This is a genomic window from Bradyrhizobium sp. CCGB12 (assembly GCF_024199845.1).
Classification (GTDB): domain Bacteria; phylum Pseudomonadota; class Alphaproteobacteria; order Rhizobiales; family Xanthobacteraceae; genus Bradyrhizobium.
The window spans coordinates 2,480,811-2,506,232 of the sequence record NZ_JANADO010000001.1; the positions used below are offsets into that span (position 1 = coordinate 2,480,811).

General features: G+C 64.3%; 22 protein-coding genes. 15 read left to right on the top strand and 7 right to left on the bottom strand.

What is annotated here, in order from left to right; genetic code table 11:
- The first annotated feature begins 37 nt into the window (after positions 1–37).
- The 5 genes from NLM27_RS11920 to NLM27_RS11940 all read left to right on the top strand — a co-directional run bounded on the left by NLM27_RS11920 (position 38) and on the right by NLM27_RS11940 (position 5,519).
- Complete coding sequence (locus tag NLM27_RS11920) at positions 38–1,381, top strand: pyruvate dehydrogenase complex dihydrolipoamide acetyltransferase (protein WP_254143474.1); 1,344 nt, start codon at positions 38–40, stop codon at positions 1,379–1,381.
- A 22-nt stretch (positions 1,382–1,403) separates the two neighbouring features.
- Positions 1,404–1,640: a hypothetical protein gene (locus NLM27_RS11925; RefSeq protein WP_254143475.1), complete on the top strand. Its 237-nt coding sequence runs from the start codon at positions 1,404–1,406 to the stop codon at positions 1,638–1,640.
- Between the two features lie 17 nt (positions 1,641–1,657).
- Complete coding sequence (gene lpdA, locus NLM27_RS11930; protein WP_254143476.1) at positions 1,658–3,079, top strand: dihydrolipoyl dehydrogenase; 1,422 nt, start codon at positions 1,658–1,660, stop codon at positions 3,077–3,079.
- 144 nt (positions 3,080–3,223) lie between these two features.
- Positions 3,224–4,465, top strand: a complete 1,242-nt coding sequence (locus NLM27_RS11935; protein WP_254143477.1) for a threonine synthase — start codon at positions 3,224–3,226, stop codon at positions 4,463–4,465.
- 82 nt (positions 4,466–4,547) lie between these two features.
- The gene (locus tag NLM27_RS11940) at positions 4,548–5,519 is read left to right on the top strand and encodes a tripartite tricarboxylate transporter substrate binding protein BugD (RefSeq protein WP_254143478.1); all 972 of its coding nucleotides are present in this window, start codon (positions 4,548–4,550) and stop codon (positions 5,517–5,519) included.
- 143 nt (positions 5,520–5,662) lie between these two features.
- Here the strand turns inward: NLM27_RS11940 and NLM27_RS11945 are convergent, their stop codons facing one another.
- From NLM27_RS11945 to NLM27_RS11960, 4 genes are all read right to left on the bottom strand, one after another.
- Complete coding sequence (locus NLM27_RS11945) at positions 5,663–6,049, bottom strand: response regulator transcription factor (RefSeq protein ID WP_254143479.1); 387 nt, start codon at positions 6,047–6,049, stop codon at positions 5,663–5,665.
- Between the two features lie 95 nt (positions 6,050–6,144).
- On the bottom strand, positions 6,145–6,816 hold the full coding sequence (locus NLM27_RS11950) for a response regulator transcription factor (RefSeq protein ID WP_254143480.1): 672 nt from the start codon (positions 6,814–6,816) through the stop codon (positions 6,145–6,147).
- Positions 6,813–8,798: a PAS domain S-box protein gene (locus NLM27_RS11955; protein WP_254143481.1), complete on the bottom strand. Its 1,986-nt coding sequence runs from the start codon at positions 8,796–8,798 to the stop codon at positions 6,813–6,815. The genes NLM27_RS11950 and NLM27_RS11955 overlap by 4 nt, the downstream gene beginning before the upstream one ends.
- A gap of 809 nt (positions 8,799–9,607) precedes the next feature.
- Entirely contained in the window at positions 9,608–9,919 is a 312-nt protein-coding gene (locus NLM27_RS11960; protein ID WP_254143482.1) for a hypothetical protein, read from the bottom strand.
- Positions 9,920–9,987: 68 nt separating this feature from the next.
- Between NLM27_RS11960 and NLM27_RS11965 the strand changes: the two genes are divergently transcribed.
- A complete protein-coding gene (locus NLM27_RS11965) occupies positions 9,988–10,176 on the top strand; it encodes a hypothetical protein (RefSeq protein ID WP_254143483.1) in 189 nt (62 codons plus the stop codon).
- Positions 10,177–10,613: 437 nt separating this feature from the next.
- On the opposite strand, the gene NLM27_RS11970 is transcribed toward NLM27_RS11965, so the two are convergent.
- Positions 10,614–12,803, bottom strand: a complete 2,190-nt coding sequence (locus NLM27_RS11970) for a lytic transglycosylase domain-containing protein (RefSeq protein WP_254143484.1) — start codon at positions 12,801–12,803, stop codon at positions 10,614–10,616.
- A gap of 311 nt (positions 12,804–13,114) precedes the next feature.
- Here NLM27_RS11970 and NLM27_RS11975 point away from each other — a divergent pair, with 311 nt between their 5' ends.
- From NLM27_RS11975 to NLM27_RS12005, 7 genes are all read left to right on the top strand, one after another.
- Positions 13,115–14,851: an adenylate/guanylate cyclase domain-containing protein gene (locus tag NLM27_RS11975; protein WP_254143485.1), complete on the top strand. Its 1,737-nt coding sequence runs from the start codon at positions 13,115–13,117 to the stop codon at positions 14,849–14,851.
- A gap of 126 nt (positions 14,852–14,977) precedes the next feature.
- Positions 14,978–15,154: a hypothetical protein gene (locus NLM27_RS11980; RefSeq protein ID WP_254143486.1), complete on the top strand. Its 177-nt coding sequence runs from the start codon at positions 14,978–14,980 to the stop codon at positions 15,152–15,154.
- 152 nt (positions 15,155–15,306) lie between these two features.
- A complete protein-coding gene (locus NLM27_RS11985) occupies positions 15,307–15,516 on the top strand; it encodes a hypothetical protein (RefSeq protein ID WP_254143487.1) in 210 nt (69 codons plus the stop codon).
- 128 nt (positions 15,517–15,644) lie between these two features.
- Entirely contained in the window at positions 15,645–15,902 is a 258-nt protein-coding gene (locus NLM27_RS11990; RefSeq protein WP_254143488.1) for a hypothetical protein, read from the top strand.
- Positions 15,903–16,023: 121 nt separating this feature from the next.
- Positions 16,024–16,605, top strand: coding sequence for a hypothetical protein (locus tag NLM27_RS11995; protein WP_254143489.1), 582 nt, complete (start codon positions 16,024–16,026; stop codon positions 16,603–16,605).
- A gap of 1,341 nt (positions 16,606–17,946) precedes the next feature.
- Entirely contained in the window at positions 17,947–19,671 is a 1,725-nt protein-coding gene (gene ilvD / locus NLM27_RS12000; RefSeq protein WP_254143490.1) for a dihydroxy-acid dehydratase, read from the top strand.
- Positions 19,658–20,485 (top strand): tetratricopeptide repeat protein, encoded by an 828-nt coding sequence (locus tag NLM27_RS12005; protein ID WP_254143491.1) that lies wholly within the window; start codon positions 19,658–19,660, stop codon positions 20,483–20,485. The genes ilvD and NLM27_RS12005 overlap by 14 nt, the downstream gene beginning before the upstream one ends.
- Positions 20,486–20,500: 15 nt before the next feature.
- Here NLM27_RS12005 and xth read toward each other — a convergent pair whose 3' ends face one another.
- Entirely contained in the window at positions 20,501–21,298 is a 798-nt protein-coding gene (gene xth / locus NLM27_RS12010; RefSeq protein ID WP_254143492.1) for an exodeoxyribonuclease III, read from the bottom strand.
- Between the two features lie 135 nt (positions 21,299–21,433).
- Between xth and NLM27_RS12015 the strand changes: the two genes are divergently transcribed.
- On the top strand, positions 21,434–23,764 hold the full coding sequence (locus tag NLM27_RS12015; protein ID WP_254143493.1) for an ATP-binding protein: 2,331 nt from the start codon (positions 21,434–21,436) through the stop codon (positions 23,762–23,764).
- A 4-nt stretch (positions 23,765–23,768) separates the two neighbouring features.
- Here NLM27_RS12015 and erpA read toward each other — a convergent pair whose 3' ends face one another.
- Positions 23,769–24,098, bottom strand: coding sequence for an iron-sulfur cluster insertion protein ErpA (gene erpA, locus NLM27_RS12020; protein WP_254143494.1), 330 nt, complete (start codon positions 24,096–24,098; stop codon positions 23,769–23,771).
- A gap of 123 nt (positions 24,099–24,221) precedes the next feature.
- Here erpA and NLM27_RS12025 point away from each other — a divergent pair, with 123 nt between their 5' ends.
- On the top strand, positions 24,222–25,418 hold the full coding sequence (locus NLM27_RS12025; RefSeq protein ID WP_254143495.1) for a deoxyguanosinetriphosphate triphosphohydrolase: 1,197 nt from the start codon (positions 24,222–24,224) through the stop codon (positions 25,416–25,418).
- Positions 25,419–25,422 lie beyond the last annotated feature (4 nt).

Below are 25,422 nucleotides of genomic sequence, written 5' to 3' on the forward strand. Positions count from 1 at the left end.
GAAGGCGACGTTTTGAAAAGTTCTTCGTGAGGTCAGCATGCCCATCAACATCCTGATGCCCGCTCTCTCGCCGACGATGGAGAAGGGCAACCTCGCCAAGTGGCTGAAGAAGGAAGGCGACAAGGTCAAATCCGGCGACGTCATCGCCGAGATCGAGACCGACAAGGCGACCATGGAGGTCGAGGCGATCGACGAAGGCACGATCGCCAAGATCCTGGTGCCCGAGGGCACGCAGGACGTGCCGGTCAACGACGTGATCGCGGTGCTCGCCGGCGAGGGCGAGGACGTGAAGGCCGCTGGTGCCGCCAAGCCCAGCGTCTCGGCCGCACCACCGAAAGCCACGGAGGCTTCCGCCGCTGCGCCGGCTCCCGCGCCGGCCGCGCCCAAGGCTGCACCGCCTCCTGCACCTGCGCCGCAGGCTGCAGCGCCTGCCGCGCAGAGCAACGGCCATGGCGGCCGGGTATTCTCGTCACCGCTCGCGCGCCGTCTCGCCAAGGACGCCGGCATCGATGTTGCGATGGTCACCGGTACCGGCCCGCACGGCCGCGTGGTCGCGCGCGACGTCGAGCAGGCCAAGTCCGGCAAGGGCCTCAAGGCACCGGCGGCGGCGCCGTCAGGCGCGCCCTCGATTGCGCCGACCATGTCGGACAAGCAGATCCTGTCGCTGTTCGAGCCCGGTTCCTACGACATCGTTCCGCATGACGGCATGCGCCGCACGATTGCGCAGCGCCTGACCGCGTCGATCCAGAACGTCCCGCACTTCTATCTCACCATCGACTGCGACATCGGCAAGCTGCTCGCCGCGCGCGAGGAGATCAATGCGGCTGCGCCCAAGGACAAGGAAAAGAAGCCGCTCTACAAGATCTCGGTCAACGACTTCGTCATCAAGGCGATGGCGGTCGCGCTGCAGAAGATCCCGAACTGTAACGTCAGCTGGACCGAAAGCGGCATGGTCAAGCACCACCATTCCGACGTCGGCGTTGCCGTGGCGATGCCCGGCGGCCTGATCACGCCGATCATCCGCAAGGCCGAGACCAAGACGCTCTCGACCATCTCCAACGAGATGAAGGATTTTGCCGCGCGCGCCCGTTCGCGCAAGCTGAAGCCCGAGGAATATCAGGGCGGCACCACGGCGGTCTCCAACCTCGGCATGTACGGCATCAGCCACTTCACCGCCGTGATCAACCCGCCGCACGCGACCATTCTGGCCGTGGGCACCAGCGAGGAGCGTCCCGTCGTGCGCGGCGGCAAGATCGAGATCGCGCACATGATGAGCGTGACCTTGTCCTGCGATCACCGCGCCATCGACGGCGCCCTCGGTGCCGAGCTGATCGGCGCGTTCAAGCAGCTCATCGAAAATCCTGTCATGATGATGGTCTGACGCGGCGGCGAAGGGGGCAACCTTGCATGTCCGTACCCGCTGGCCATGGATATCGCTGCTGCTCGGCGCCGTCGTCGCGCTCAATCCGATCGGGCTTGATTTTCTTCAGTCCGCCTTCCTGTCGGGCGAGCAACTGTCGCGGAACATCGCTCAACCCATTGTGTTGAGCGCGCTGGCCATTCTGGTCCTGGTCGGGATCATCGAATGGCTGGTCAGGTTTGTTGTCTTCAAGCGCCGCGCACGCGGCGTCACGTCTTGAGTTGAACGGGAGCCGCCATGGCCGATACATCCTTCGACGTCATCATCATCGGCTCCGGCCCCGGCGGCTATGTCACCGCGATCCGCGCCGCACAGCTCGGTCTCAAGACCGCGATCGTCGAGAAGTCGTATCTCGGCGGCATCTGCCTGAACTGGGGCTGCATCCCGACCAAGGCGCTGCTGCGCTCGGCCGAGATCTATCACTACATGCAGCACGCCAAGGATTACGGCCTCTCGGCCGAAAAGGTCTCGTTCGACCCGAAGGCGGTGGTGCAGCGCTCGCGCGGCGTCTCGAAGCGGCTCAACGACGGCGTCGGCTTCCTGATGAAGAAGAACAAGGTCAGCATCATCTGGGGCGCGGCCTCGATCGATGCACCCGGCAAGGTCACGGTGAAGAAGTCCGACGTCGAGGGCCCGAAGGGCTCGCTGGGCGAGGGGACCTATCAGGCAAAGCACATCATCGTCGCGACCGGCGCGCGGCCGCGCGTGCTGCCGGGGCTCGAGCCCGACAAGAAGCTGATCTGGACCTATTTCGAGGCGATGGTACCGGAGCGGATGCCGAAGTCGCTGCTGGTGGTCGGTTCTGGTGCGATCGGCATCGAGTTTGCCTCGTTCTTCCACACCATGGGCTCTGACGTCACCGTGGTCGAGGTGCTGCCGCAGATCCTGCCGGTCGAAGACGCCGAGATCGCGGGCCTGGCCCGCAAGCGCCTGGAGAAGCTGGGCATCAAGATCATGTCCTCGACCAAGGTCACCAAGCTCGAGAAAAAGGCCGACAGCGTCGTCGCCACCATCGACGACGGCAAGGGCAAGCCGGTCACCACCGAATTCGAGCGTGTGATCTCGGCGGTCGGCGTCGTCGGCAACATCGAAAATCTCGGGCTGGAAAAGCTGGGCGTCAAGACCGACCGCGGCTGCATCGTGATCGACGGCTACGGCAAGACCAACGTCCCCGGCATCTACGCCATCGGCGACGTCGCGGGTCCCCCGATGCTCGCCCACAAGGCCGAGCATGAGGGCGTGATCTGTGTCGAGGCCATCAAGGGCCTGCATCCGCATCCCATGGACAAGAACATGATCCCGGGCTGCACCTATTGCCATCCGCAGGTGGCATCAGTCGGCTTGACGGAAGCCAAGGCCAAGGAAAGCGGCCGTGAGATCCGCGTCGGTCGCTTCCCCTTCGTCGGTAACGGCAAGGCGATCGCGCTCGGCGAGGACCAGGGCATGGTCAAGGTGATCTTCGACAAGAAGACCGGCCAGCTGCTCGGCGCCCACATGGTCGGCGCTGAAGTCACCGAGCTGATCCAGGGCTACGTCGTCGCCATGAACCTGGAGACCACGGAAGAGGAACTGATGCACACGGTGTTCCCGCATCCGACGCTGTCGGAGATGATGAAGGAAGCCGTGCTGGATGCTTATGGAAGGGTGTTGAATATTTGACGGTTGGCATCGCCGCCCAACGCCGTCATTGCGAGCGAAGCGAAGCAATCCAGACTGCCTCTGCGGAAAGACTCTGGATTGCTTCGCTGCGCTCGCAATGACGAGCAGAAGAAGCTGATTGCACAATAAGAAGGAAACCAACCCATGCACGACAACGACAATCTCACCATCGAACGCCCGACCTTCGTCAGCCATCTCGAATGCGCGATGGAGGGCGATCACTACGCCGCCGACCAGGTCCACAACCTCTCCAAGGCCGGCAAGCCGCTTCTGGTGCGCTACGACCTCGCCGGCGTGAAGAAGGCTCTGACCAAGGACGCGCTGGCGCAGCGGCCCGGCGACATGTGGCGCTACCGCGAGCTGCTGCCGGTGCGCAAATGCAAGGACATCGTCTCGCTCGGCGAAGTCACGACGCCCTTGATCCGGCTGCCGAAGCTCGGCGCAAGGCTCGGCGGCGGCGAGATCATCGTGAAGGACGAGGGACGTCTGCCGACCGGTTCGTTCAAGGCGCGCGGCCTCGTGATGGCGGTGTCGATGGGCAAGGCCCTCGGCATCAAGCACATGGCGATGCCGACCAACGGCAATGCCGGCGCGGCGCTCGCGGCCTATGCAACGTCCTGCGGCATCAAGACCACGATCTTCTGCCCGGCCGACACGCCGGAAGTGAATGTCAGCGAGATCGAGCTCCAGGGCGCGACCGTCTACCGCGTCAACGGCTATATCGACGATTGCGGCAAGATCGTCGGCGAGGGCAAGGCCAAGGTCGGCTGGTTCGACACCTCGACGCTGAAGGAGCCGTACCGGATCGAGGGCAAGAAGACGATGGGCCTCGAACTTGCCGAGCAGCTCGGCTGGGACGTGCCCGACGTGATCTTCTATCCAACCGGCGGGGGCACTGGCTTGATCGGCATGTGGAAGGCGTTCGACGAACTCGAGAAGATCGGCTTCATCGGTTCGAAGCGCCCGCGTATGGTCGCGGTGCAGGCCTCGGGCTGCGCACCGATGGTGCGCGCCTATGACGCCGGCACCGAGCATGCGACGCGCTGGGAGGACGCCCACACCATCGCCTCCGGCATTCGCGTGCCGCAGGCGATCGGCGACTTCCTGATCCTGCGCGCAGTGCGCGAGAGCAAGGGTTTTGCCATTGCGGTCGACGACGACAAGATCTCGGCGGCGCTGAGCGAAGTTGCGCGCGAGGAGGGGCTGCTGTTGTGCCCCGAGGGCGCCGCCACCTATGCCGCCTACAAGGAAAGCCTCGCCGACGGCCGCGTCAGCAAGTCCGACCGCGTGATGCTGTTCAATTGCGCGACCGGCCTGAAATATCCGCTGCCGCCGGTCACCCGCACGCTCGATCGCCACAAGCCGATTGACTATTCCCAGTTCTAGCCGTGGCAATACGCCACGAATGATCCCTCTTCCCGTACGCGGGAAGAGCAAAAACAATATCGACATCGCTGGGGAGAGAACAATGAAGAAGGCCGTTTGGGCTGCGTTGATTGGTATTCTCGCTGTAACCGGCGCAGTCCGCGCCCAGGATTTTCCCACGCGGCCCATCACGATCATCGTGCCATTCTCGGCCGGCGGGCCATCCGACGCGATGGCACGGGTGCTGGCCGAGCGCATGCGGGTAACGCTGGGGCAGGCCGTGGTGATCGAGAACGTCACCGGCGCGGGCGGCTCGATCGGCGTTGGCCGCGCTGTGCATTCGCCGCCCGATGGCTACACCATCTCGTTCGGCCATCTCGGCACCCATGTTGCCAACGGCGCGGTCTACAAGCTCAACTACGATCTCGTCGCCGATCTTGAACCGGTGGTGCTGTTGCCGAGCAACCCGATGATCGTCGTCAGCAAGAACGCGGTGCCGGCGACCTCGCTGAAGGAGATCATCGAATGGCTGAAGTCGCGGCCGTCGCCGCCGACCGCCGGCACGGCCGGCGCGGGCTCCGGTAGCCACATCGCCGGCGTCTATTTCGAGAGCGTTACCGGCATCAAGCTGCAATATGTGCCGTATCGCGGCACCGGTCCCGCGCTGAACGATCTCATCGCCGGACAGATCGACCTCATCGTCGACCAGACCTCCAACTCCATCAACCAGGTCCGCGCCGGCACCATCCGCGCCTACGCCATCACCGATGACAAGCGCCTGGCCTCAGCGCCGGAGATTCCGACCGCGGAGGAGGCAGGCCTCAAGGGCTTCAACATGACGCTGTGGTCGGGCTTGTGGGTGCCGAAGGGCACGCCGAAGGAGATCGTCACGAAGCTCAACGCCGCGGCCGTGGAAGCGCTGAACGACCCTGCGGTGAGGAAGCAGCTCGAAAGCCAGGGCCTGGAGATGACGCCCAAGGATCAGCTCGCGCCCGAAGCCCTCGGCACCCGCCAGAAGGCCGAGATTGCAAAATGGTGGCCGATCATCAAGGCGGCCAACATCAAGGTGGATTGAGGCGGTCGGCGCGCGCTTGGCGTATGCCGCCAGATCATTCGACCTCATTCTGAGCGGCCGCGAACGCGGCCATCTCGAGAGGCCTCGCGAGAAGCGGGATAGTCCCGGTTGCCGTCACCGTCGGGTTTGCGACCGCCGGACAATCAGGCCGTGGTTTCGTCACCTGCTGATAGCGCTTGCTCCAGGCACTGCATCAGATCGGAGGCGGCGAACGGCTTGCCGAGGAAGCAGATTGCACCGGCTTTGAGCGCGCGCACACGCACGCTCTCATCCGGGAAAGCCGTGATGAAGATGAACGGCGTAGCCGAACCCTGCGCGCGCATCTGGGTCAGCAGGTCGATGCCGGTGACCAACGGCATCTGCACGTCCGCGATCACGCACGAGGTGTCGTTTGATTGGGCCGACCTCAAGAACTCCTCGGCGGAGGCGAAGGTGTGGACGATATACCCGCGTGATTCCAGGAGATTGTTGAGCGCGGCCCGCACGAAGGGATCATCGTCAAGCACCGAAATGACCGAAGCCACTGACAAGACGTCCGCTCCTCGCTCCGGATTGCGCTTGCCGTCGCCACGGCCACACCTGAACACACAAGGTGGACCTCTCGGTCACCATTGGAAACTCATACTTAGGTTTGTACGTCGGGCTTGCCGGGCCGAACCCCGAGCGCCTCGCTCATTCTCACCAGGTCGGCCAGCGACTTCGCGCCCATCTTCCGCATGATCTGGCCGCGATAGATCTTGACGGTGATTTCGGCCAATCCGAGTTGGGCGGCCACTTGCTTGTTCATCAGGCCGGATGTCACCAGTGACAATACGTCTCGCTCCCGTGGAGACAGTGACTCGAAGCGTGATCTGACTGTCGAGACCGTCCTGTTGAGGTCGCGGCGCTTGCGGTCCCGCTCGATCGCGGCCCGGACTGCGTCCAGGATGTCCTGGTCGCGAACCGGCTTGGTCAGGAAGTCGATCGCACCGCTCTTCATGGCCCGAACGGTCATGGGGATATCACCATGACCGGTAATGAAGATGATGGGTGTGTGGATATTCGCCTTGGCAAGATCGCTCTGCAGGTCAAGGCCACTTGCTCCGGGCAGGCGGATGTCGAGCACCAGGCAACTGGGCACTTCCGGCGGCTTGGCCTGGAGGAGTTGCGTTGCAGAGCCGAATGCTTCGACCTTGAGGCCGACCGACTCGAACAGATTGGTGAGCGCACGGCGCATGGATGCGTCGTCGTCGACGATGAAGACGATTGGCTCATCGCCGCCTTCCTGCGCTGGCGAAGGTCCCGCGCGTTCGGTCACGATGCTGCCTCTCGATGGACCGGCAGGGTGACCTGGAAAGTTGCCCCGCACCCCTGGTTCGGAACGGCGGCAAGTCGTCCGCCATGGGCCTCGACAATGGAGCGACAGATCGACAGCCCCATGCCCATGCCGGAGGACTTCGTGGTGAAGAACGGCATGAACAGGCGATCGGTCGCCTGTTCGCAGATGCCGACGCCGCAATCGGTGACGCTCATCAGCACCGCGTCGTCGCCGTCCGTTGCAGAGCGGATCGCCAGCTCGCGCAGGCGATCCTGGACGCCTTCCATGGCCTCGATCCCATTCATGATCAGGTTGATCAGGACCTGTTGCAATTGGATTCGATCGCCAAAGATCCTGGGCAGTGCCGACGACAGCTCCATTCGCACCGACACGGCGTGGCTGGCCATTTCCCGCTGAACCAGCGTGACGGCCTCGCGCACGACCGCGTTGGCGTCGAGCGGAACCATCTCGATGTCGGTCCGCTTGGCGAGCGCCCGAACGTGATGGATCACGTCGCTGGCACGCTTGCCGTCCTCGATGATCCACTCCACGGAGCGGCGGGCCGCCTTGAGATCTGGCGGACTGCGCTGCAGCCAGGAGACACAGGCGTCCGCGTTTGCGATCACGGCGGCGAGCGGCTGGTTGATCTCGTGCGCAATTGAAGCTGTCAGTTCGCCCAGTGTCGTGACGCGCGTTACATGGGCGAGCTCGGCCTGCGCCTTGCGCAGCGCATCTTCGGCCTGATCGGCCCGGATGGCCGCAGTTACGTCGGTGCAGACGCCACGATAACCCAGAAAAGCGCCCTCTGCGTCGAAGAACGGCTTGCCGCTGGTCCGGACATAGATCGGCTGCCCGTTGCGGTCTCTGCTGCGATACACCAAGTCGCGGAACGGGACGTGGGCATCAAGCGCCTCCCGATGTAGCCGCCATTTTTCGGGTTCGAGATCTGCATCGGGTGCAATGTCCCAACGCGTGAGCCCGATCAGGCCGGCGGGGGCCGTGATGGTATCGGAGTGTTCCGATATCTGGGTCACGCGATGGTCTGGCCCTGTCTCCCAGAACCAGTCAGATGCGGTTTCGGCGTAGTCGCGAAAGCGCTGCTCGCTCTCGCGAAGCCTTCGCTCCGCCTCTTTGGTCGCCGTGACGTCAGTTACCGATCCGACAAACTCCACGCGACCGTTGGAATCCCGCATCGCCCGGGCCACCGCCCGGACGTATTTGATGGAGCCATCGGGCATCAGGAGCCGGTATTCGTGATCGTAATCCTTGCATTCCCGCGCAGCCCGAGCCGTGGTCTGTTGCACCGCGAGCCGGTCGTCCGGATGGATCCGCTGGAGCATGAAGGGGATCCTTGGCCGGGTACCCTCGTCCAACTGGAAGATGCGATAGGTCTCCTTGGACCAGGTGATCTCTCCGGTTGCTGACCTCCAGCCGAAACTGCCGGTGTGGCTCAATTCCTGCGCCTGTGCGAGATAATCCTCGCTCTGCCGCAACGCATTCTCCGCTTCCTTGCGCTCGGTGATGTTCTCGCAGGCGACCAGCACGATTGGCCCGCCATCGGCCCGCAGCATCGTCTTGGCGTTCTCGCGCACCCATAGTACCGAGCCGTCCTTGCGAACCTTCCGGATTTCCCAGGTGTGCGACTGATCGACGGTGTCAAGGCACAGCGCGACGCAGGCGCGGACGAAGTCGCGATCTTCCTCGAAGAAGACATCCAGCACCGATCGGCCGATCAGCTCCGCGGCCGTATAGCCCAGTTGCGCGGCGCCGAACGTGTTCACGTTGATCACGGTTCCGGCCGGATCGACCATGAAGTACATGACGGGATTGTGCTCGAAGACTTGCTGCCACTGCTTGACCGATTCGAGCAAGCTGGCGTCGCCAGGCTCAAAGCGCTGCTTCGTGGTAACAGTCTGCCTGACGCAGCCGGCGAGGAATTGCGCGGCTGACTTTCCAAACGTCCCTGCACGGCCAGCCTTCATCGCAGATGCTTCTCCCGGCGCTCTCTGCGTGAACACAAGTAGAGCACGTTGCCGCCAGAGGAGCAATTCCGGCCAAAGTCGGATGGCGGTTACGATATTCGGATTGGAATTGGCTGCTTCCCGCCGTTCACCGCAGCGCATCACGCGCGCCGTGTCAGCCAACTTTTCGCGGTGGCCGTGCAGTCGATGCATCGTGCGCCGTCTCGTTGAACATGAGCGCGCGAGACCCCGGGCGACTACGGGACAAACCTAGGTATAGCTCCTCCAATCCTAGTCATGTCGGCCATTTACCTCCGTACAATTGAGCACCTCGTACCCGACAGACTAATGTCACGACCATCGGGAGTGTCGACCAGCCAATCGTAGCAATCGCAAGAGAACTGGTCCGAAGCGTACGGCCAAGGCGCCTCACCGACAGGCACACGACCAAGGGCGAGGCCGCCGTATTTCTCGACACGCAGCCGTCGCGGCAATTCGCGACCCGCGTGAGGTCGAAGGGAACGAACTGGCAAGAACGCAAGCAACAGAGTGAGACGACAATGTGCGATACATCGGAACTTCCTGAAGGTCGCCTATCCGGGTCCGAACGTTGCTCTTCAATCAGCGGCTGTGCGATGTGCGGCGGCAAATTCGGCCTGATCCGCTACTATTCCTGGCGCACGGCGCTCTGCTCAAAAAAGTGCGTTGATGGCTTCCGCACGCGCCGCGAACGCGACCGCCGGTGGTTGTTTCGGGCTCAGGTCGCGTGAGGCTGAATTGGACGGCTGACATCGTTCAGCGCTGATCCGGGAGCCCGTGCGTTGAAACGCTCATGCAAGCTCTTGTGCTGGATAATTCTCCTCGGCTCCATTGCGACGGTCCAGGCGCAGGAGACCAGACAGGGTGCCGTTCATCGCCAGCACCCACCCCAGGACCAGCGGCTGCACGAAAAGTTCTACTCGACCTGGCACATGCCGGATAATCCCAGCCTCAGTTGCTGCAACAGCGCTGACTGCTATCCGACCGACATCAAATACGTCGACGGCCAGATCTATGCACGTCGCAGGGAGGACGGGAGATACATTCTGATCCCGCCGCAAAAAGTGGAGCGAAACAGAGATAACCCGGACGGCCGAAACCATCTTTGCGCTCCACCGCCTGCACTGTCTCCGTTGGACAGCGTTTACTGCTTCGCTTTGGGAGGTGCCACATGAGATTCGCGTTCGTGCTGGTGAACGACCGGACTCCGTTTCGGCAGACCTGGTGCCTGCAGTGCTGCGAGCCGATCGAAGGCAGCTATCTCCGCGAGATCGCGACCCGTCTGCCTTACTGCGACTACCAGTGCTACGGCCTGTTCTGCGAGGCGCTCGCGAAAGAGCGCATCAGGGAGGCGTCGTGAAATTCGTGGTGGTCAATCACGAGCCTCCGTTGCACGCGGCGACGTGCGGCACATGCTCAAGGTCCATCCGGTCCGGCTATGTCCGGCATGTGCGGACCCAGCGTCGCTACTGTGACTATGATTGCTATCGGCGAGGCGAACTCGTGACGTTGTTGATGCAATGGTCGATGCCTGGACGCACGGGGCCGGCCGCTGGGAACGTCGGGTTCGCCGCCGGCAACATGATCGAGATGTTGGCGGTCCTGAGCGCCGTCACGTGCTGGAGCTGTACGGTACAGAGCTGGACGTTCGCAAGAGCCTTGACCGGCGCATACTTGGACGGCCGTGATCTGATCACGACGGAAGGAGGTGGTGACACCTAGCTGCGCGAGTGCACTCGCGTGGAAGCCGCAGCAACGTAACCTCGCAGTCGCCGCGTCCAGCCCCGGCGGCGTCGACTAGGGAGCGGGTGCTGCGGCCGCCACGGGTGCGGTTCCGCTGACTTCGTGCGTCACCACGCGCTGATCGCTCTTGCCGGCGATCATTCCGCTGTCCTCGAACCGCGCGCGATAGACCAGCACGTTCTCGATCACGCGCTGGACGTAGTTGCGCGTCTCCGACAGCGGGATGCGCTCGACCCAGTCGACCGGATCGACCTTGGGGTCTCTTGGATCGCCACGCGCCTGCACCCAATCGCGCACGCGGCCGCGGCCGGCATTGTAGCCGGCGAAGGTCATGATCTGGTTGCCGCGATATTCCGAGAAGAGCGCGCTGAGCTCGGCCGCGCCCATCTGCGTATTGTAGACGGGATCGGAGACCATCTTGTCCCAGTCGTAGGTCAGGCCGAAGCGCTTGGCGGTATCGCGGCCCGCTTCCGGCGTCACCTGCATCAGCCCGACCGCGTTGGCGTGCGACTTGTCGCGCTGGTCGAACGAGCTTTCGGTGCGCGCCACCGAATAGATCACGCTGGTCTCGATCGCGGGTGCGACCTGCTTGTGCTCGGGAATGCCGATGGTGGGGAAGGCGTAGTGGTCGAGCGCGAGCCCGCGCGCCAGGGCCAACTTGCCGACCTCCAGCATCACGCGTGCGTCGTTGCGCTGCCTGGCGAGCTCGCCGAGCGCTTCGAGCGCCGCGACGTCGGTGCTCTCCCTGGCGAAATCCTCGGCATAATAGAACACCATGTCGCGCTCGCCGATACCGTAGAGCATGTTGGCTGCGCGCACACGCTCGTCCGCCGATTGCGCGTCGGCGGCGGCCAGCACGGGCGAGGGCGGACGCAGCTCGATCCGGTCGAGGCCGAGCTTTGCGCGGGCGAGCTGGCCGTAATAGGCGGTCTGATAGCGCGCCGCCGCCCGATAGCTCATGCGTGCGTCCGCTGTTGCGCCCATCGCCTCGGCGGCGCGGCCGCGCCAATAATGGGCGCGCGACAGCGCGATCGGATTGGCCGAGCCCTCGTCGATCGCGGCGAAGTGCACCATCGCCGCCTTGGGATCGTCGAGATAGCGTAGCGCGATCCAGCCGCACATGAAGTGGTAGTCGATGCGATAGACTTCCTTTTCCGGCACCGCGGCCGTGCGCACCACGTCATAGGCGGTGCTGAACTTGCCCTGGTCGAGCAGCTTGCGCGCCAGCAGGCGGCGCTCGCGCCACCAGGCATCGGTATCCTGCGCGGCCATGGTGTCGGGCAGGGCGGCGAGGATCACCTCGGCCGCGTCGTCGATGCGGTCGTTCTGAAGGTGCCACTGGGCGCGGCACAGCACATAGCCGAGATCGCGCCGCGCCTCGGTCGAGACGTCCTCGAGATAGTCCTTGGCCTTGCTCGCCTTGCCGGTGACGGCGGCGCAGGCCTTCACGATCGCGAGCGCATCCTCGCCGAGACGTTTGGCCGCACGCCTTGCACCCGCATAGTCCTTGGCGCCGAGGCGCTTGTCCATGCGCGCGCGATGATCGTCAGACGACAGAAGATCTCCGAACGCCGCGTAGGAGTCTTCTTCGCTCCGCTCGGATAATTCGTCCGCGCGCCAGGCCTCGCGCACGAGACGCGCGGCCCTGTCGGTCTCGCCCTCATTGAGCACAACGCGGGCCAGCGCGAACTTGCCCTTGGCGCTGGTTGGCCGGTCCATGGTGAATTTGTGCACGGTGGCCGCATCGCTCTTCTCCTGCCACAGCCGCGCCTCCGCACGGCGGCGGAGCAGGGCGCTGCTCGGCCAATCCGGGTTGGCGGCGAGAAAGGCGGCGTAGCGCTTGAAGTTCGCCGTGCTCTCGGAGTGGCGCAGCATGAACCAGTCCGCGAGCTTCTGCCCCGCAGGATCCGTGATGCGGTCGCGCGCGGCGCTCGCCTCATCGGTCTTGCCCTTGCGCGCGAGGTCGATCGCATCCTTCAGCGCGGCGAGATCGCCGGTCAGTGGCGGCGGTGCCGGCTTGTCCGAGGGCCTGTCGACTGCCTTCTTCGACTTGCGCTTGGCCTCGGCGTGCTTGCCGTGCCGCGCTTTGCTGGCCCCAGCATGGCGCTCCTTGCCGGCCTTCGCCTCATGCGTCTTCTTTGGCGCGGACGGTTTGTGACTGCTCTTCGCCGCCACTTCGGCGGGAAGAAGGGCCATCGCGGCCATAGCAACGACACACGCGAGCGAGCGTAGGCACTGGTTCATTCCATGGTCCCCCTGCGAAACCACTACAAACCAAGGTCCGCGACGACATGCGGCTTGAGAATCACGAGACGACACCAAACGATGTCATGACATCTCACGCTCCCGCAACAATGCGGCAAAATACGGATAGGAACTCGGGCAGTTCCGAAATTGCGGAAAAGGCAGCGCGTTTAACCTTTGTTAACGATCGCGACTCGCGCGACGGTTGCGCACGGTTAAGCGCGTCGGATTACCCAGATTGCGCGTGTTCCCTTGGCCGATTCCGGTGTATTGAGTTCCATCCGTATCCTCTCAGCTTTTGCCCTGCACCTATGCCGATTTTCAACCAGTCGATCCGGCGCAAGATCGTCGGCATCGCCCTCGGATTGATCGTCCTGATGCTGGTCACCTCGATCCTGTCGATGGTGATGTCGAGCCAGGTCGGCGTCCTGCTTGATGAGCTGACCAACCGCTACATTCCAGCGTACGGCAACCTGGCCCGCGCCAATATCCGCTCGCTGGAGCGTTCGCTGGCGCTGCGGCGCATGGTGATGGTGAAGATGCAGGAATCCTCGGACGAGGAGGCCTATGCCGCGCGCCTCAAAGAGTTCGAAGAGGCCGATCACAGGATCGAGGAGGAGACCTCGAGCGCGCGAAAATTCATCAACGCGATCATCGACGATACCAGGACGCCGTCCGACAATGCCGCGCTGGCGCGGATCGACACCCGCATCGAGACCGCCGTCTCCGAGCTGCGCCACGGCATGACCGAGGACCACGCAAAACTCCTCAGGCAGATCGACGCCAAGCAAGTGCCGGACGCGCGCGGCACGCTGGAGCATCTCGACGTCTTGCGCGACCAGTTCAACCAGAAGATCGACGCCATCCGCGCCGATATGCTGAAGCAGGTGTTCGCCGCCACGTCGACGGTGATCGGCCGCCAGCATCAGGCGATCATCATTTCGGGCGCTGTCACTGTCCTCGCCGCTGTGGTCGGCTTTGTCTTTGCGCTGATGGTTTCCAGCGGCATCACGCGGCCGGTGCGGCTGCTCCTCGCTGGCACCCGCGAGGTCGAGGCGGGCCGTTTCGACAAGACCATCACTGTGTCCACGCAGGATGAGATCGGCGAGCTCGCCGCCGCCTTCAACCGCATGATCGAGCAGCTGCGGCACAACGAGCGCATCCGCGAGACGTTTGGCCGCTATATCGATCCGAAGGTAGTGCAGGGGCTGATCGACCGGCCGGAGGTCTCCATCGACGGCCAGCGCCGGGTGATGACCATCATGTTCTGCGACATGAGCGGCTTCACCTCGATGAGCGAAGGCATGACGCCGCGTGGCCTCGTCAAGGTAATGAACCACTATTTCACGGTGATGTCCGGCCCGATCCGGAGCAATCGCGGCGTCATCGACAAATATATCGGTGACGCCATCATGGCCTATTGGGGTCCGCCCTTCATCGAGGAGGACGAGCCGGCGCTGTTTGCCTGCTACGCGGCCATCGACATGGCCGATCAGGTGCCCGCGCTGCAGAAGCAGCTGCCGGACCTGCTCGGGATCCGCGCCATGCCCGTGCCCTGCGACTTGCGCATCGGCATCGCGACCGGCGAAGTCCTGACCGGCAGCATCGGCTCCGAGCTGATGATGAGCTTTACCGTGATGGGCGATGCCGTGAACCTCGCCTCGCGCCTCGAGATGGTCAACAAGGTCTACGGCACCCGCATCCTGATCTCGCAGGCCACCGCGGATGCGATTGGATCGAACCTCGAGCTGCGCGAGATCGATCGTCTCGCTGTGGCCGGCCAGAGCGAGCCGCAGGCCATCTTCGAGGTGATGAGCAAGGCGCACGGGCTCAGCATCCCGCAGGAGAGCCTGCGCACGCACTATGCCGAAGGTCTCGCCGCCTATCGCGCGCAGCGCTTCGACGACGCCCGCGCCGCCTTCAACTCGGCGCTTGAAGCGGTACCCGGCGACGGTCCCTCGCGCACGCTGCTCGGCCGCATCGCGCAGTTCGAGGCCAATCCGCCGGCCAAGGGGTGGGACGGCGCCTGGCGGCTGGAGCAGAAATAGCCGTCCTTGCCGGGCCGACACCCGCCCGGCCGGAAAAAACGGTTCTACTCGATAACGATGTTCGCCGTGACCTATTTCCCGGGCTTAGGTTTAATGTCCCTTGAGGCGTTTGATGGGGACACGCCGATGACAGATCTTCATGACAGGCTGGAACGGTTCGAGACGCTCACCGCCGAATGCGAGCTGATCGCCAAGCTCGCCACCGACAGCTCCAAGCGCGAGTTCTATCTGAAGCTCTCGGAGCAGTACCGCCAGTTGGCTGTGGATATGCGGAAGGCGATCGCGACCAGGGCCGCGGCCTGAAACCAGCTGCAATCCGTTCTTAACGTTTGGCGCGCATTCTCGGTGCACGCGAGCGTCGCCGGTCGGCGATGGCTCGTGGTGGGAAGGCCGAGGTTCGCTGCAATGCAGCGTGCCTCGCATATGTCACTTGCCATGCTTGACAGGGCAATCCCATGCGCCTCGTTGCAGTGATCATGTTCGCGCTCATGACGGCGGCCTGCGATCAGGAGCAGGACATCACCGGCTCGACGTCGACCTGCCCGATGCGAAACTACAGTTACAATCCTCGCGACATGAAGCAGTGCGTCAACGCCTGCAAATCGTGCGATCGCGGCACGACCGTTACCTGCACGACCTCCTGCACCCTCAAGGGAGCGCGCTGAACGGACCGTCCTTTGCGCCTTTGTCGCTCCCGATCCTAGCGAATATGGCGCTGAAGGTGCCAAGGCACCGGAACGATTCACATAGGCTAATCATTGGAAGGAGTGGGCAGGACGCGGAGTCCGATGGAATGGGTATGCTCGATCCCGGTCGCTTCTTGGTGTCGTGCTCGCACTGCGATGCCTGGCCGATGGCGGCCAACGTGAAACGTTCAAGCTGGTCGGCATCCCCGCATGAGGTCCGTTTCGTCTGCCCGCGCTGCCGCCGCGAGGAGACCGCGATCGTCTCTGCTTCCGGCGAACTGACGCCGATCAAGCGCATCGACATTCCGCCGCGCGACGTCGCTGTTGCCTGGGCCCAGGCACAGCGCCTGCGGGGACGGACGTAGGCGGCGCCCTCCTTCTTCACCTCGACCTATGTCGATGCCGATCTGAAAGGCCGGCGCTACTGACCTCGATAGGGCTGTCACCGGCCCGCAAATGCACTACAATTCGAAAAGGAGATGACCCATGGCCCTCAGCATCCTGCCGCCGCACGCCGACCGTTTGCGGCTTCACCCGGTCGCACCGCGCGTTGCGCCGATGTTCTGCCTTGCGCTGCTGACGGCGTCATGCGCACTCGCGAGTTTCGCTCTGGCATGCGCCACGCCCTTTGCGGCCTTCGCGGTTCTCGCGGCGGCGATGCTGCCGCTGCGCCCGGCGCTGCTCGTCGTCACCGGCGCCTGGCTCGTGAACCAGACGATTGGCTTCGGCGCGCTGCATTATCCCGTCGACGGCAACACCATCGCCTGGGGTGTTGCGATCGGCGCGGCTGCGCTGCTGGCGACCGCGGTGTCGTCCGCCGTGCTGCGGACGCTGCCGCAGGGCCGCACGGCGCTGGCACTGGCCGTCACGCTCGTTGCCGCCTATGCGGCCTATGAACTCGCGCTGCTTGCGGCGACGCCGGTCCTCGGCGGAGAGGGCGCCTTCACCGCGGCCATCGTGACGCGCATTGGGCTGACCAGCGCCGCCTGGCTCGCCGGCCTCGTCGCCGCCTGCGAGATCGTCCGTCTGGTCGATCCGTTTGGGCACAAGAGAGCGATATCGGCCTGAACGGCTTTGGATGTCTCGAGCAACGGGGGGACGCTTCGCGCCGACCCGTTGGCTCATCCGCCAGCGGACTGTTTTGCATGTCGGGCAAAACACCGTGGACGGTGTCAATCGGCCCGCGCAAAAATATTCCGCTTTACCGAAATTCGGAAATGGCGTATCTGTCGCTTCATCCCGGCTCACCCTTGAGGGGCGGTCATTGTCGTGGTGATCGCAGGGCCGGGCTTGCGGTGGACGCAGCAGCGTCGGGCGCGAACAGCCAAGGGCGGGGCGGATTGCTCTCCGTGAGCCCTTTAGGCTTCGCGCGGACGGACGACGCTGTCAGGTTCGTCTCGTCTGTAAGTTTCCGGCTGCGTCGACAGAGCCGGGAAAACTGCGGCGAAATGGCGAGCCGTGCGTACGGCAAAACCGTGTGGTCCTGGCCGTCGTTGCTACGGTCAAGCTCTTGCGGATGCGGCAGTGGCGTCAACCGGCGCGGTGCCGGCGAATTCCGCGAGGGCGAGGGAGGCCAGAAGGAATTCGGCTCCCGGGAGAGCACGGCATACGCCGTCCGACCATCGCGCAGGGAAGGCCGAGTGATTGGCTACACCTGTATGCTGCTGTGCGGTTTCTCTGCGTGTGCTTTTCGCGCAGTGGACCGCGGGTGCAAGCTGGCACCCGGCCTTCCCTGCGCCCTCTTGGCTTCGAGGGTGGAGCGACGAAGCAAAGCTCAGGCGAAACATGCCGCGAGGACGGGAAGGTACGTCTGCAAGTTGAAATGCGAACCGGAGAATGGCGGCGGTGCATCTCGCTCCGTCATTGCGAGCGCAGCGAAGCAATCCAGAGTCTTGCCGCGGTGGAATTCTGGATTGCTTCGTCGCAAGGGCTCCTCGCAATGACGTTGTGGAGCAGTGGTCTCTCTCTCTCTCTCTCTCTCTCTCTCTCTCTCTCTTGCCCCGGACAGAACGCACGCCGCCCCTTCGGCGATGCGCTGATTGTCGCCGACGGGCGGTGCCGACTCAGCAGACGCGTCGCGGCGTGATCGCGATCAGTTCGGGCGTGTCGCGATCAACGCGAACTCTCAAGTTGCAAAGTGTCTCTTCCGAGATGGTATGTCAGTAGGGTTGCCCGTGTCTTCCCGGCCACGATTGTGCCGTCTACGCAACACTCACGGCAGATTTAACCCTCATCACCGGCTGTTCGCATCGACGCCGCTTTTTAGCCACACCCGGGCATGAATAAAATCGCTCTAATGTTCTAGGGACGGCGGTGGTCCTCGAAGGCGACGAGAAATCCCAAGGTCGATTCAAATCTTGGCTTTGATTTTTCGGGTCTGAAAAGGGTGACCGGGGAAACTGGTTTGCGATGGACGCGAAGACTAACATCAAGCAGAGGCTGCCGAGCCGTCACGTGACGGAAGGCCCCGCGCGCGCGCCCCATCGGTCCTACTTCTACGCGATGGGTCTGACCACCCAGCAGATCCACCAACCCTTCGTCGGCGTCGCCTCGTGCTGGAATGAAGCCGCTCCCTGCAATATCGCCCTGATGCGCCAGGCGCAGGCGGTGAAGAAGGGCGTGGCGTCGGCCGGCGGCACTCCCCGCGAATTCTGCACCATCACCGTCACCGACGGTATCGCCATGGGCCATGACGGCATGCGCTCCTCACTGCCGTCGCGCGAATGCATCGCCGACTCGGTCGAGCTGACGGTGCGCGGCCACGCCTATGATGCGCTGGTCGGTCTTGCCGGTTGCGACAAGTCGCTCCCGGGCATGATGATGGCGATGGTCCGTCTCAACGTGCCCTCGATCTTCATCTATGGCGGCTCGATCCTGCCCGGCAATTTCCGCGGGCAGCAGGTTACCGTCCAGGACATGTTCGAGGCGGTCGGCAAGCACTCGGTCGGGGCCATGTCGGACGAGGACCTCGACGAGATCGAGCGCGTGGCGTGCCCCTCGGCCGGCGCCTGCGGCGCGCAGTTCACCGCCAACACCATGGCGACGGTCTCCGAAGCGATAGGCCTTGCGCTGCCTTACTCGGCCGGTGCCCCGGCCCCGTATGAAATTCGCGATGCGTTCTGCATGACCGCGGGCGAGAAGGTCATGGACCTGATCGATCAAAACATCCGGCCGCGCGACATCGTCACTCTCAAGGCGCTGGAGAATGCGGCGGCCGTGGTCGCGGCATCGGGCGGCTCGACCAATGCTGCGCTGCACCTGCCGGCGATCGCGCACGAGGCCGGGATCAAGTTCGACTTATTCGACGTCGCCGAAATCTTCAAAAAGACACCATATGTCGCGGATTTGAAGCCGGGCGGCCGTTATGTCGCCAAAGACATGTTTGAAGTAGGTGGCATACCGCTTCTGATGAAGACGCTGCTCGACAACGGCTTCCTGCACGGTGATTGCCTTACCGTGACGGGCCGCACGATCGCCGAAAACCTCAAGAGCGTGAAGTGGAATCCGCACCAGGACGTGGTGCACCCGGCAGACAAACCTATCACCGTGACGGGCGGTGTGGTCGGTCTGAAGGGCAATTTGGCGCCAGAAGGTGCGATCGTGAAAGTCGCGGGAATGTCCAACCTCAGGTTCACCGGTCCAGCCAGGTGCTTCGACCGTGAGGAGGATGCTTTCGAGGCCGTCCAGAACCGCACCTACCGCGAAGGCGAAGTCATCGTGATCCGCTACGAGGGGCCCAAAGGCGGCCCCGGCATGCGGGAAATGCTCCAGACCACCGCAGCGCTGACCGGCCAGGGCATGGGCGGCAAGATCGCGCTCATCACCGACGGCCGCTTCTCCGGCGCCACCCGCGGCTTCTGCATCGGCCATGTCGGCCCCGAGGCCGCGATCGGCGGCCCGATCGGGCTGCTCGAGGACGGCGACATCATCGAGATCGATGCCGTCGTCGGTACCCTTAACGTAAAATTGAGCGACCAGGAGCTCGCCCAGCGCAAAACCAAATGGAGCGCTCGCGCGACTAACCATACGTCGGGTGCGCTCTGGAAGTATGCTCAGCAGGTTGGACCAGCGGTCGGAGGGGCAGTAACCCATCCGGGCGGCGCGCACGAGAAACAGTGCTATGCGGACATCTAGGCGTACCATTGTTGCGTTTGTGTTGGGGGCGGCTGCGCTGGCCGCTCCGGCGCTCGCCTTCGACGGCGCGCCGGTCAACAAGGACGCCACCATCCCCGTCGTGACCACCTTGCCGGGCGCTGCGGGTGCGGTCCGCACCAAAGTTCCGCCGGCGGTCGTAACCCAGGAAACCTCGCTCAACGCCCTGCAATATGCCGCCGAGGGCGGCCACCCCATCGCGCAGTGGAAGCTCGGCCGCATGTACGCCAACGGCGATGGCGTCGCCCAGGACGATTTGCGCGCCTTCGAATATTTCAGCCGGATCGCCAACGCGCATGCGGAGGATAGCCCATCGGCGCCGCAGGCGCAGATCGTGGCCAACGCCTTCGTCGCGCTCGGCCGCTACTATCTGAGCGGCATCCCGAACTCGAAGATCAAGTCGGATCCGGAGCGGGCGCGGGAGATGTTCTCCTATGCGGCCTCCTATTTCGGCAACGCGGATGCGCAGTACGATCTGGCTCGCCTGTACTTGAAGACGCCGGACGCCTCGCGGGAGGATTTCCGCTATGGCGCGCGCTGGCTCGGCCTTGCCGCCCAGAAGGGCCAGCATCAGGCGCAGGCGCTGCTCGGCCAGATGCTGTTCAACGGCGACCGCCTGCCGCGGCAGGCCGCGCGCGGCCTGATGTGGCTGACCCTGGCGCGCGACAGCGCAGGCGCCGAAGAGACCTGGATCAAGGAAAGCTACAGCCGCGCATTCGCCAAGGCCTCCGACGACGACCGCGCCATGTGCCTGCAAATGCTGGAACAGTGGGTGCAGGGCGGTCGCCGGGAGTGATCCGCAGAGGCGGCCTTAAGCCGCCTCGAGATCAAGATCCGCCCACACTGGCACGTGATCCGACGGCTTCTCCCAGCCGCGCACATAGCTGTCGATCCCGACATTGGCGAGCCGGTCGCTGGCCTGCGGCGACAGGAGCAGATGGTCGATCCGCAGGCCCTGGTTCTTCTGCCAGGCGCCAGCCTGGTAGTCCCAGAAGGTGTAGAGCCCGGGCTCGTCGGTAACCGCCCGCAGGGCATCGGTCAGGCCGAGGCCGAGCAGGGACTGAAAGCTCTCGCGGGTCTCCGCCTTGAACAGGGCGTCCTCGGTCCAGGCGGCGGGATTGTGGACGTCGCGGGCATGCGGGATCACGTTGAAGTCGCCGGCCAGGATCAGCGGCTCCTCGGTCTTGAGGCGCTCCCTCGAATATTCAAGAAGCCGCGACATCCATTTGAGCTTGTAGGGATATTTGTCGGTCCCGACGGGATTGCCATTGGGCAGATAAAGGCAGGCGATGCGCAACACGCCGCGCTTGAGCGTCACCACGCCCTCGAGGAAGCGGGCATGCGCGTCCTCGTCGTCACCGGCCAGACCCGACTTGGTCTCGTCGAACCGGAGCTTGGAGAGCAGGGCGACCCCGTTGAAGGTCTTCTGCCCGTGCGTCACCACATTGTAGCCGAGCGCCTCGATCTCGAGCCGCGGGAACGCCTCGTCCACGCATTTGATCTCCTGGAGGCAGACGATGTCCGGCTGGCACTCCTTCAGCCAGGTCAGGAGCAGATCAATCCGCTGCCGGACGGAGTTCACGTTCCAGGTGGCTACTCTGATGGGCATGTCGGTGGGCTCCGGGCAGGGGCCATGGTTAGAACAAACTGCAAACGCGTGCGTCAAGGACGCTGCAAAATCTCCCACAAAATTAACCCGGCTTAAGCGCGCGCCGGGGCAATGATTTTCGAAAAGGTTCCACGGATGGGATGGCCGGACAAATCCATGACGCGAACTGAGCCGCGCGACGGCCTGCTCGGCGCGTTCCTGTATTGGCTCGGCGGCTTCGAGATCGAGGACGGCCTGACCGCCGATCTCAGCGAGCGCGAGCTCGGGCGCATCCGCGCCAAGCAGATCGACGCGGTGACGCGGCTGATCCCGGTGACGATGGCGGTGACCATGCTCAACGTCGCCATCGTGCTGATCCTGTTCTGGGGCAGGGGCTGGAACGACTTCCTCGCAATCTGGGGCCTGACGCTCGCCGCCACCGCCTCGCTCGCGGTGCGCTCGTGGCGGCGGTTGCATCGAAATCCGCCGCAGGAGGCTTCGCCGCGCGCCGCGCGGCAGATGCTGCGGCAGGCGTTCTTCCTCGCCGCGATCTGGAGCACGCTGCCGTTGGCGCTGTTCAGTCGCATCGAACCAACCAGCCAGCTCATCCTGGCCTGCGTGATGGTCGGCATGATGTCCGGCGGCGCCTTCACGCTGTCGACCTTCCCGCGCGCCGGCCTCGTCTATCTCGCCACTGTCACCATCGCCTGCGCCGGTGCGCTGCTGCTGTGCGGCACCGGGCCGTATCTCGTGACGGCGGTGTTCCTGCTGCTGTTCGCGTTCTTCATGGCGCGCAACATCGTCTCCCAGGGCAATCTGTTCCTCGGCAATCTCAAGGCCCAGCTCGAGCTCGAGCGGCAGACCGAGATCATCTCGCTCCTGCTCAAGGACTTTCAGGAGAACGCCAGCGACTGGTTGTGGCAGACCGATGCCGAGGGGCATCTGGTCGACGTGCCCGAGCGCTTCGCCGACGTCGCGCAGCTGCCGCTTCCGCTTCTGAAGGGATCGCACTTCGCCGACGTGCTCGACATGCTGTGCCCCGAGGACAAGAGCGCGGCCTACAACATCGTCGGCCTGATGGAGCAGGCCGAGCCGCTGCACGAGATGAACCTCAAGGTCGTTGCAGGCGGCGAGGCGCGGCTGTGGTCGCTGACGGCGAAGCCGGCCTACGACCGTGACGGTCAGTTCCTCGGCTATCGCGGCTTCGGCCGCGACGTGACCGAGCGCTGGCGCGCGGAAAAAGCCGAGGCCGAAAGCCGCGCCAAGTCCGACTTCCTGGCGGTGATGAGCCACGAGATCCGCACGCCGATGAATGGCGTGCTTGGGCTCGCCAGCATGCTGCTGGAGACAAAACTCGATCCGGAGCAGCGCGAGGCCGTCACCACGATCCGCGAGTCCGGCGACAATCTCCAGCGCATCCTCAACGACATCCTCGACCTGTCCAAGCTCGAGGCCGGCCGTTTCGCGTTCGAGGCGATCGACTTTGCGCCGCAGACGCTGGTCGAAGCCGTCGCGGCCGTGGGGCGGGCGGGCGCCAGGAGCAAGGGACTGGCGGTCAGGGTCGAGCTCGACCCGAACTTGCCGCTGACGTTGCGCGGCGATGTCGCGCGCATCCGCCAGGTGCTGCTCAACCTCGTGTCCAATGCGGTGAAGTTCACCGACCAAGGCGAGGTGACGATTTCGGCCACGTGCCAGGCGCGGCGCGATCTGCTGGCGACCGTCGAATGGACCGTGACCGACAGCGGCATCGGCATCGCCCCCGAAAAGCTCGGCCAGCTCTTCAGCGATTTCGCCCAGGCTGATGCCTCGATCAGCCGCCGCTTCGGCGGCACTGGCCTCGGCCTTGCGATCAGCAGGCGCATCATCGAGCAGATGGGTGGCACCATCGGCGTCACCTCGACGCCGGGCGAGGGCTCGACCTTCCGCTTCACGCTGGTGTTGCCGTGGAGCCAGGCGCAGGCGTCCGATCAGGACGCCGGCCGCGAAGACGCCGAGGAGCTGAAGGGGCGCATCGCCGGCCTCGATCGGCCGCTGAGAGTGCTGGTCGCGGAGGACGACGCCGTCAACCGCATGGTCGTCAGCAAGATGCTTGGCGGCTTCGATGTCGAACTGCGCGTCGTCACCGACGGCGTCGAGGCGGTCGCGGCGGCGTCCGAGGGCGACTACGATATCGTGCTGATGGACGTGCGCATGCCCGACATGGACGGACTTGCCGCGACCCGCGCGATCCGAGCGCAAGGCGGGCGCTTCGAAGCCTTGCCAATCGTCGCGCTCACCGCCAACGCCTTCCCCGAGGACGTCAGGATCTGCCGCGAAGCGGGCATGTCGGACTTCCTCGCCAAGCCGTTGCGCAAGCCGGCGCTGATCGCGGCACTTCTGCGCGCGCTGGATGGCCACGTCATGTCGGAGGACGCACCGCTGCAGCCGGAGCTGACGCCGGTCGAGGTCGAATGGACCGACGAGGAAAGGCAGATCACCGGCGCGTAAGCGCTTAGATCGAGAAGCTGGTCCCGCAGCCGCACGAGGCGGTCGCGTTGGGATTGTTGACGCGGAACGAGGCGCCGATCAGGTCGTCGACGAAGTCGACCTGCGATCCCGCCAGGAACGGCTGCGAGGCGGAATCGACCAGCACCACCGCGCTCTCCTGCTCGATCACGAGATCGTCGTCGGTGCGGGCGCGGTCGATGTCGAACTTGTACTGGAAGCCCGAGCAGCCGCCGCCCTCGACGGAGATGCGCAGCATCGCGCCAGAACCTTCGCCCTTGAGGATCTCCCCAATCCGGCGTGCGGCCCGGTCGCTGATGGTCACGGCAGTCGTCATCGTTCGTCTCCGATCGGCGGGCTCGTCATACCCAATTCATTTGGTATCCCGCGCCCGACATAGTTAAGTGCCACCATACGCAGAATCAAATGGATAGGGACTAAATTCGCCGTGTCCGTCGGAATGGCTGCCCCCCGCGCGCCCTATGCCTGCGACCCCGATCGCAGCCGCGGCCGGCTGGTCGCGGAGCCCCCGAGTCGGACCCGCAGCCCGTTCCGGCGGGATTGCGACCGGGTGATCCATTCCACCGCGTTCCGTCGCTTGAAGTACAAAACCCAGGTGTTCGTGTTCCACGAGGGCGATCATTACCGCACCCGTTTGACCCATTCGCTGGAGGTGGCGCAGATCGCCCGCGCGCTGGCGCGGCAGCTCGGGCTGGACGAGGACCTCACGGAAACCCTGGCGCTCGCCCATGATCTCGGCCATCCGCCCTTCGGCCACGCCGGCGAGCGTGCACTCGATGCCTGCTTGAGGGAGTTTGGCGGCTTCGACCACAACGCCCAGACGCTCCGCGTCGTCGCCGCGCTGGAGCACCGCTACCCGAAGTTCGACGGGCTGAACCTGACCTGGGAGTCGCTGGAGGGCATCGTCAAGCACAACGGCCCGCTGACAGACCGCAGCGGCGCGCCGACCGCACGCTATCGCGAGCACGGCGTTCCCGTGGGGATCGCCGACTACATCAAGACCTATGACCTCGAATTATGGAGTTTCGCCTCGCTCGAGGCGCAGGTTGCCGCGATCGCCGACGACATCGCCTATGACGCGCACGACATCGATGACGGCCTGCGCGCCGGCCTGTTCCACCTCGACGATCTCAAGGTGATGCCGCTGACCGCGGCGATCATCGCCGAGACCTCGGCGCATTATCCCGATCTCGAAGACCTCAGGCGCGGCGCCGAGCTGGTGCGCGAGCTGATCTCGCACCTGATCGGCGCGGTGTTCGCCGAGGCGCAGAAGAACCTTGCGGCAGTCAAGCCGCAATCGGCCCAGGACGTCCGGCAGCAGAGCAAGGCGCTGATCACGTTCCCGGCCGAGGTCGCCGAGGAAGAGGCCGCCATCAAGCGCTTCCTGTACCAGCACATGTACCGCCACACGCGGGTGATGCGGGTGATGGGGGAGGCGGAGCAGATCCTGTTCGACCTGTTCGCGAAATATTTGAAAGTGCCGGCCGAGCTGCCGCCGGAATGGCTGCTGGGTGCGGAGGCGGACAATGAGGGCGACCGGGCCCGCCGGATCGGCAATTTCATTGCCGGAATGACCGACCGTTTCGCCCTGACCGAACACCAGCGGCTCTTTGACTCGACCCCGGATTTGCGTTAGGCGG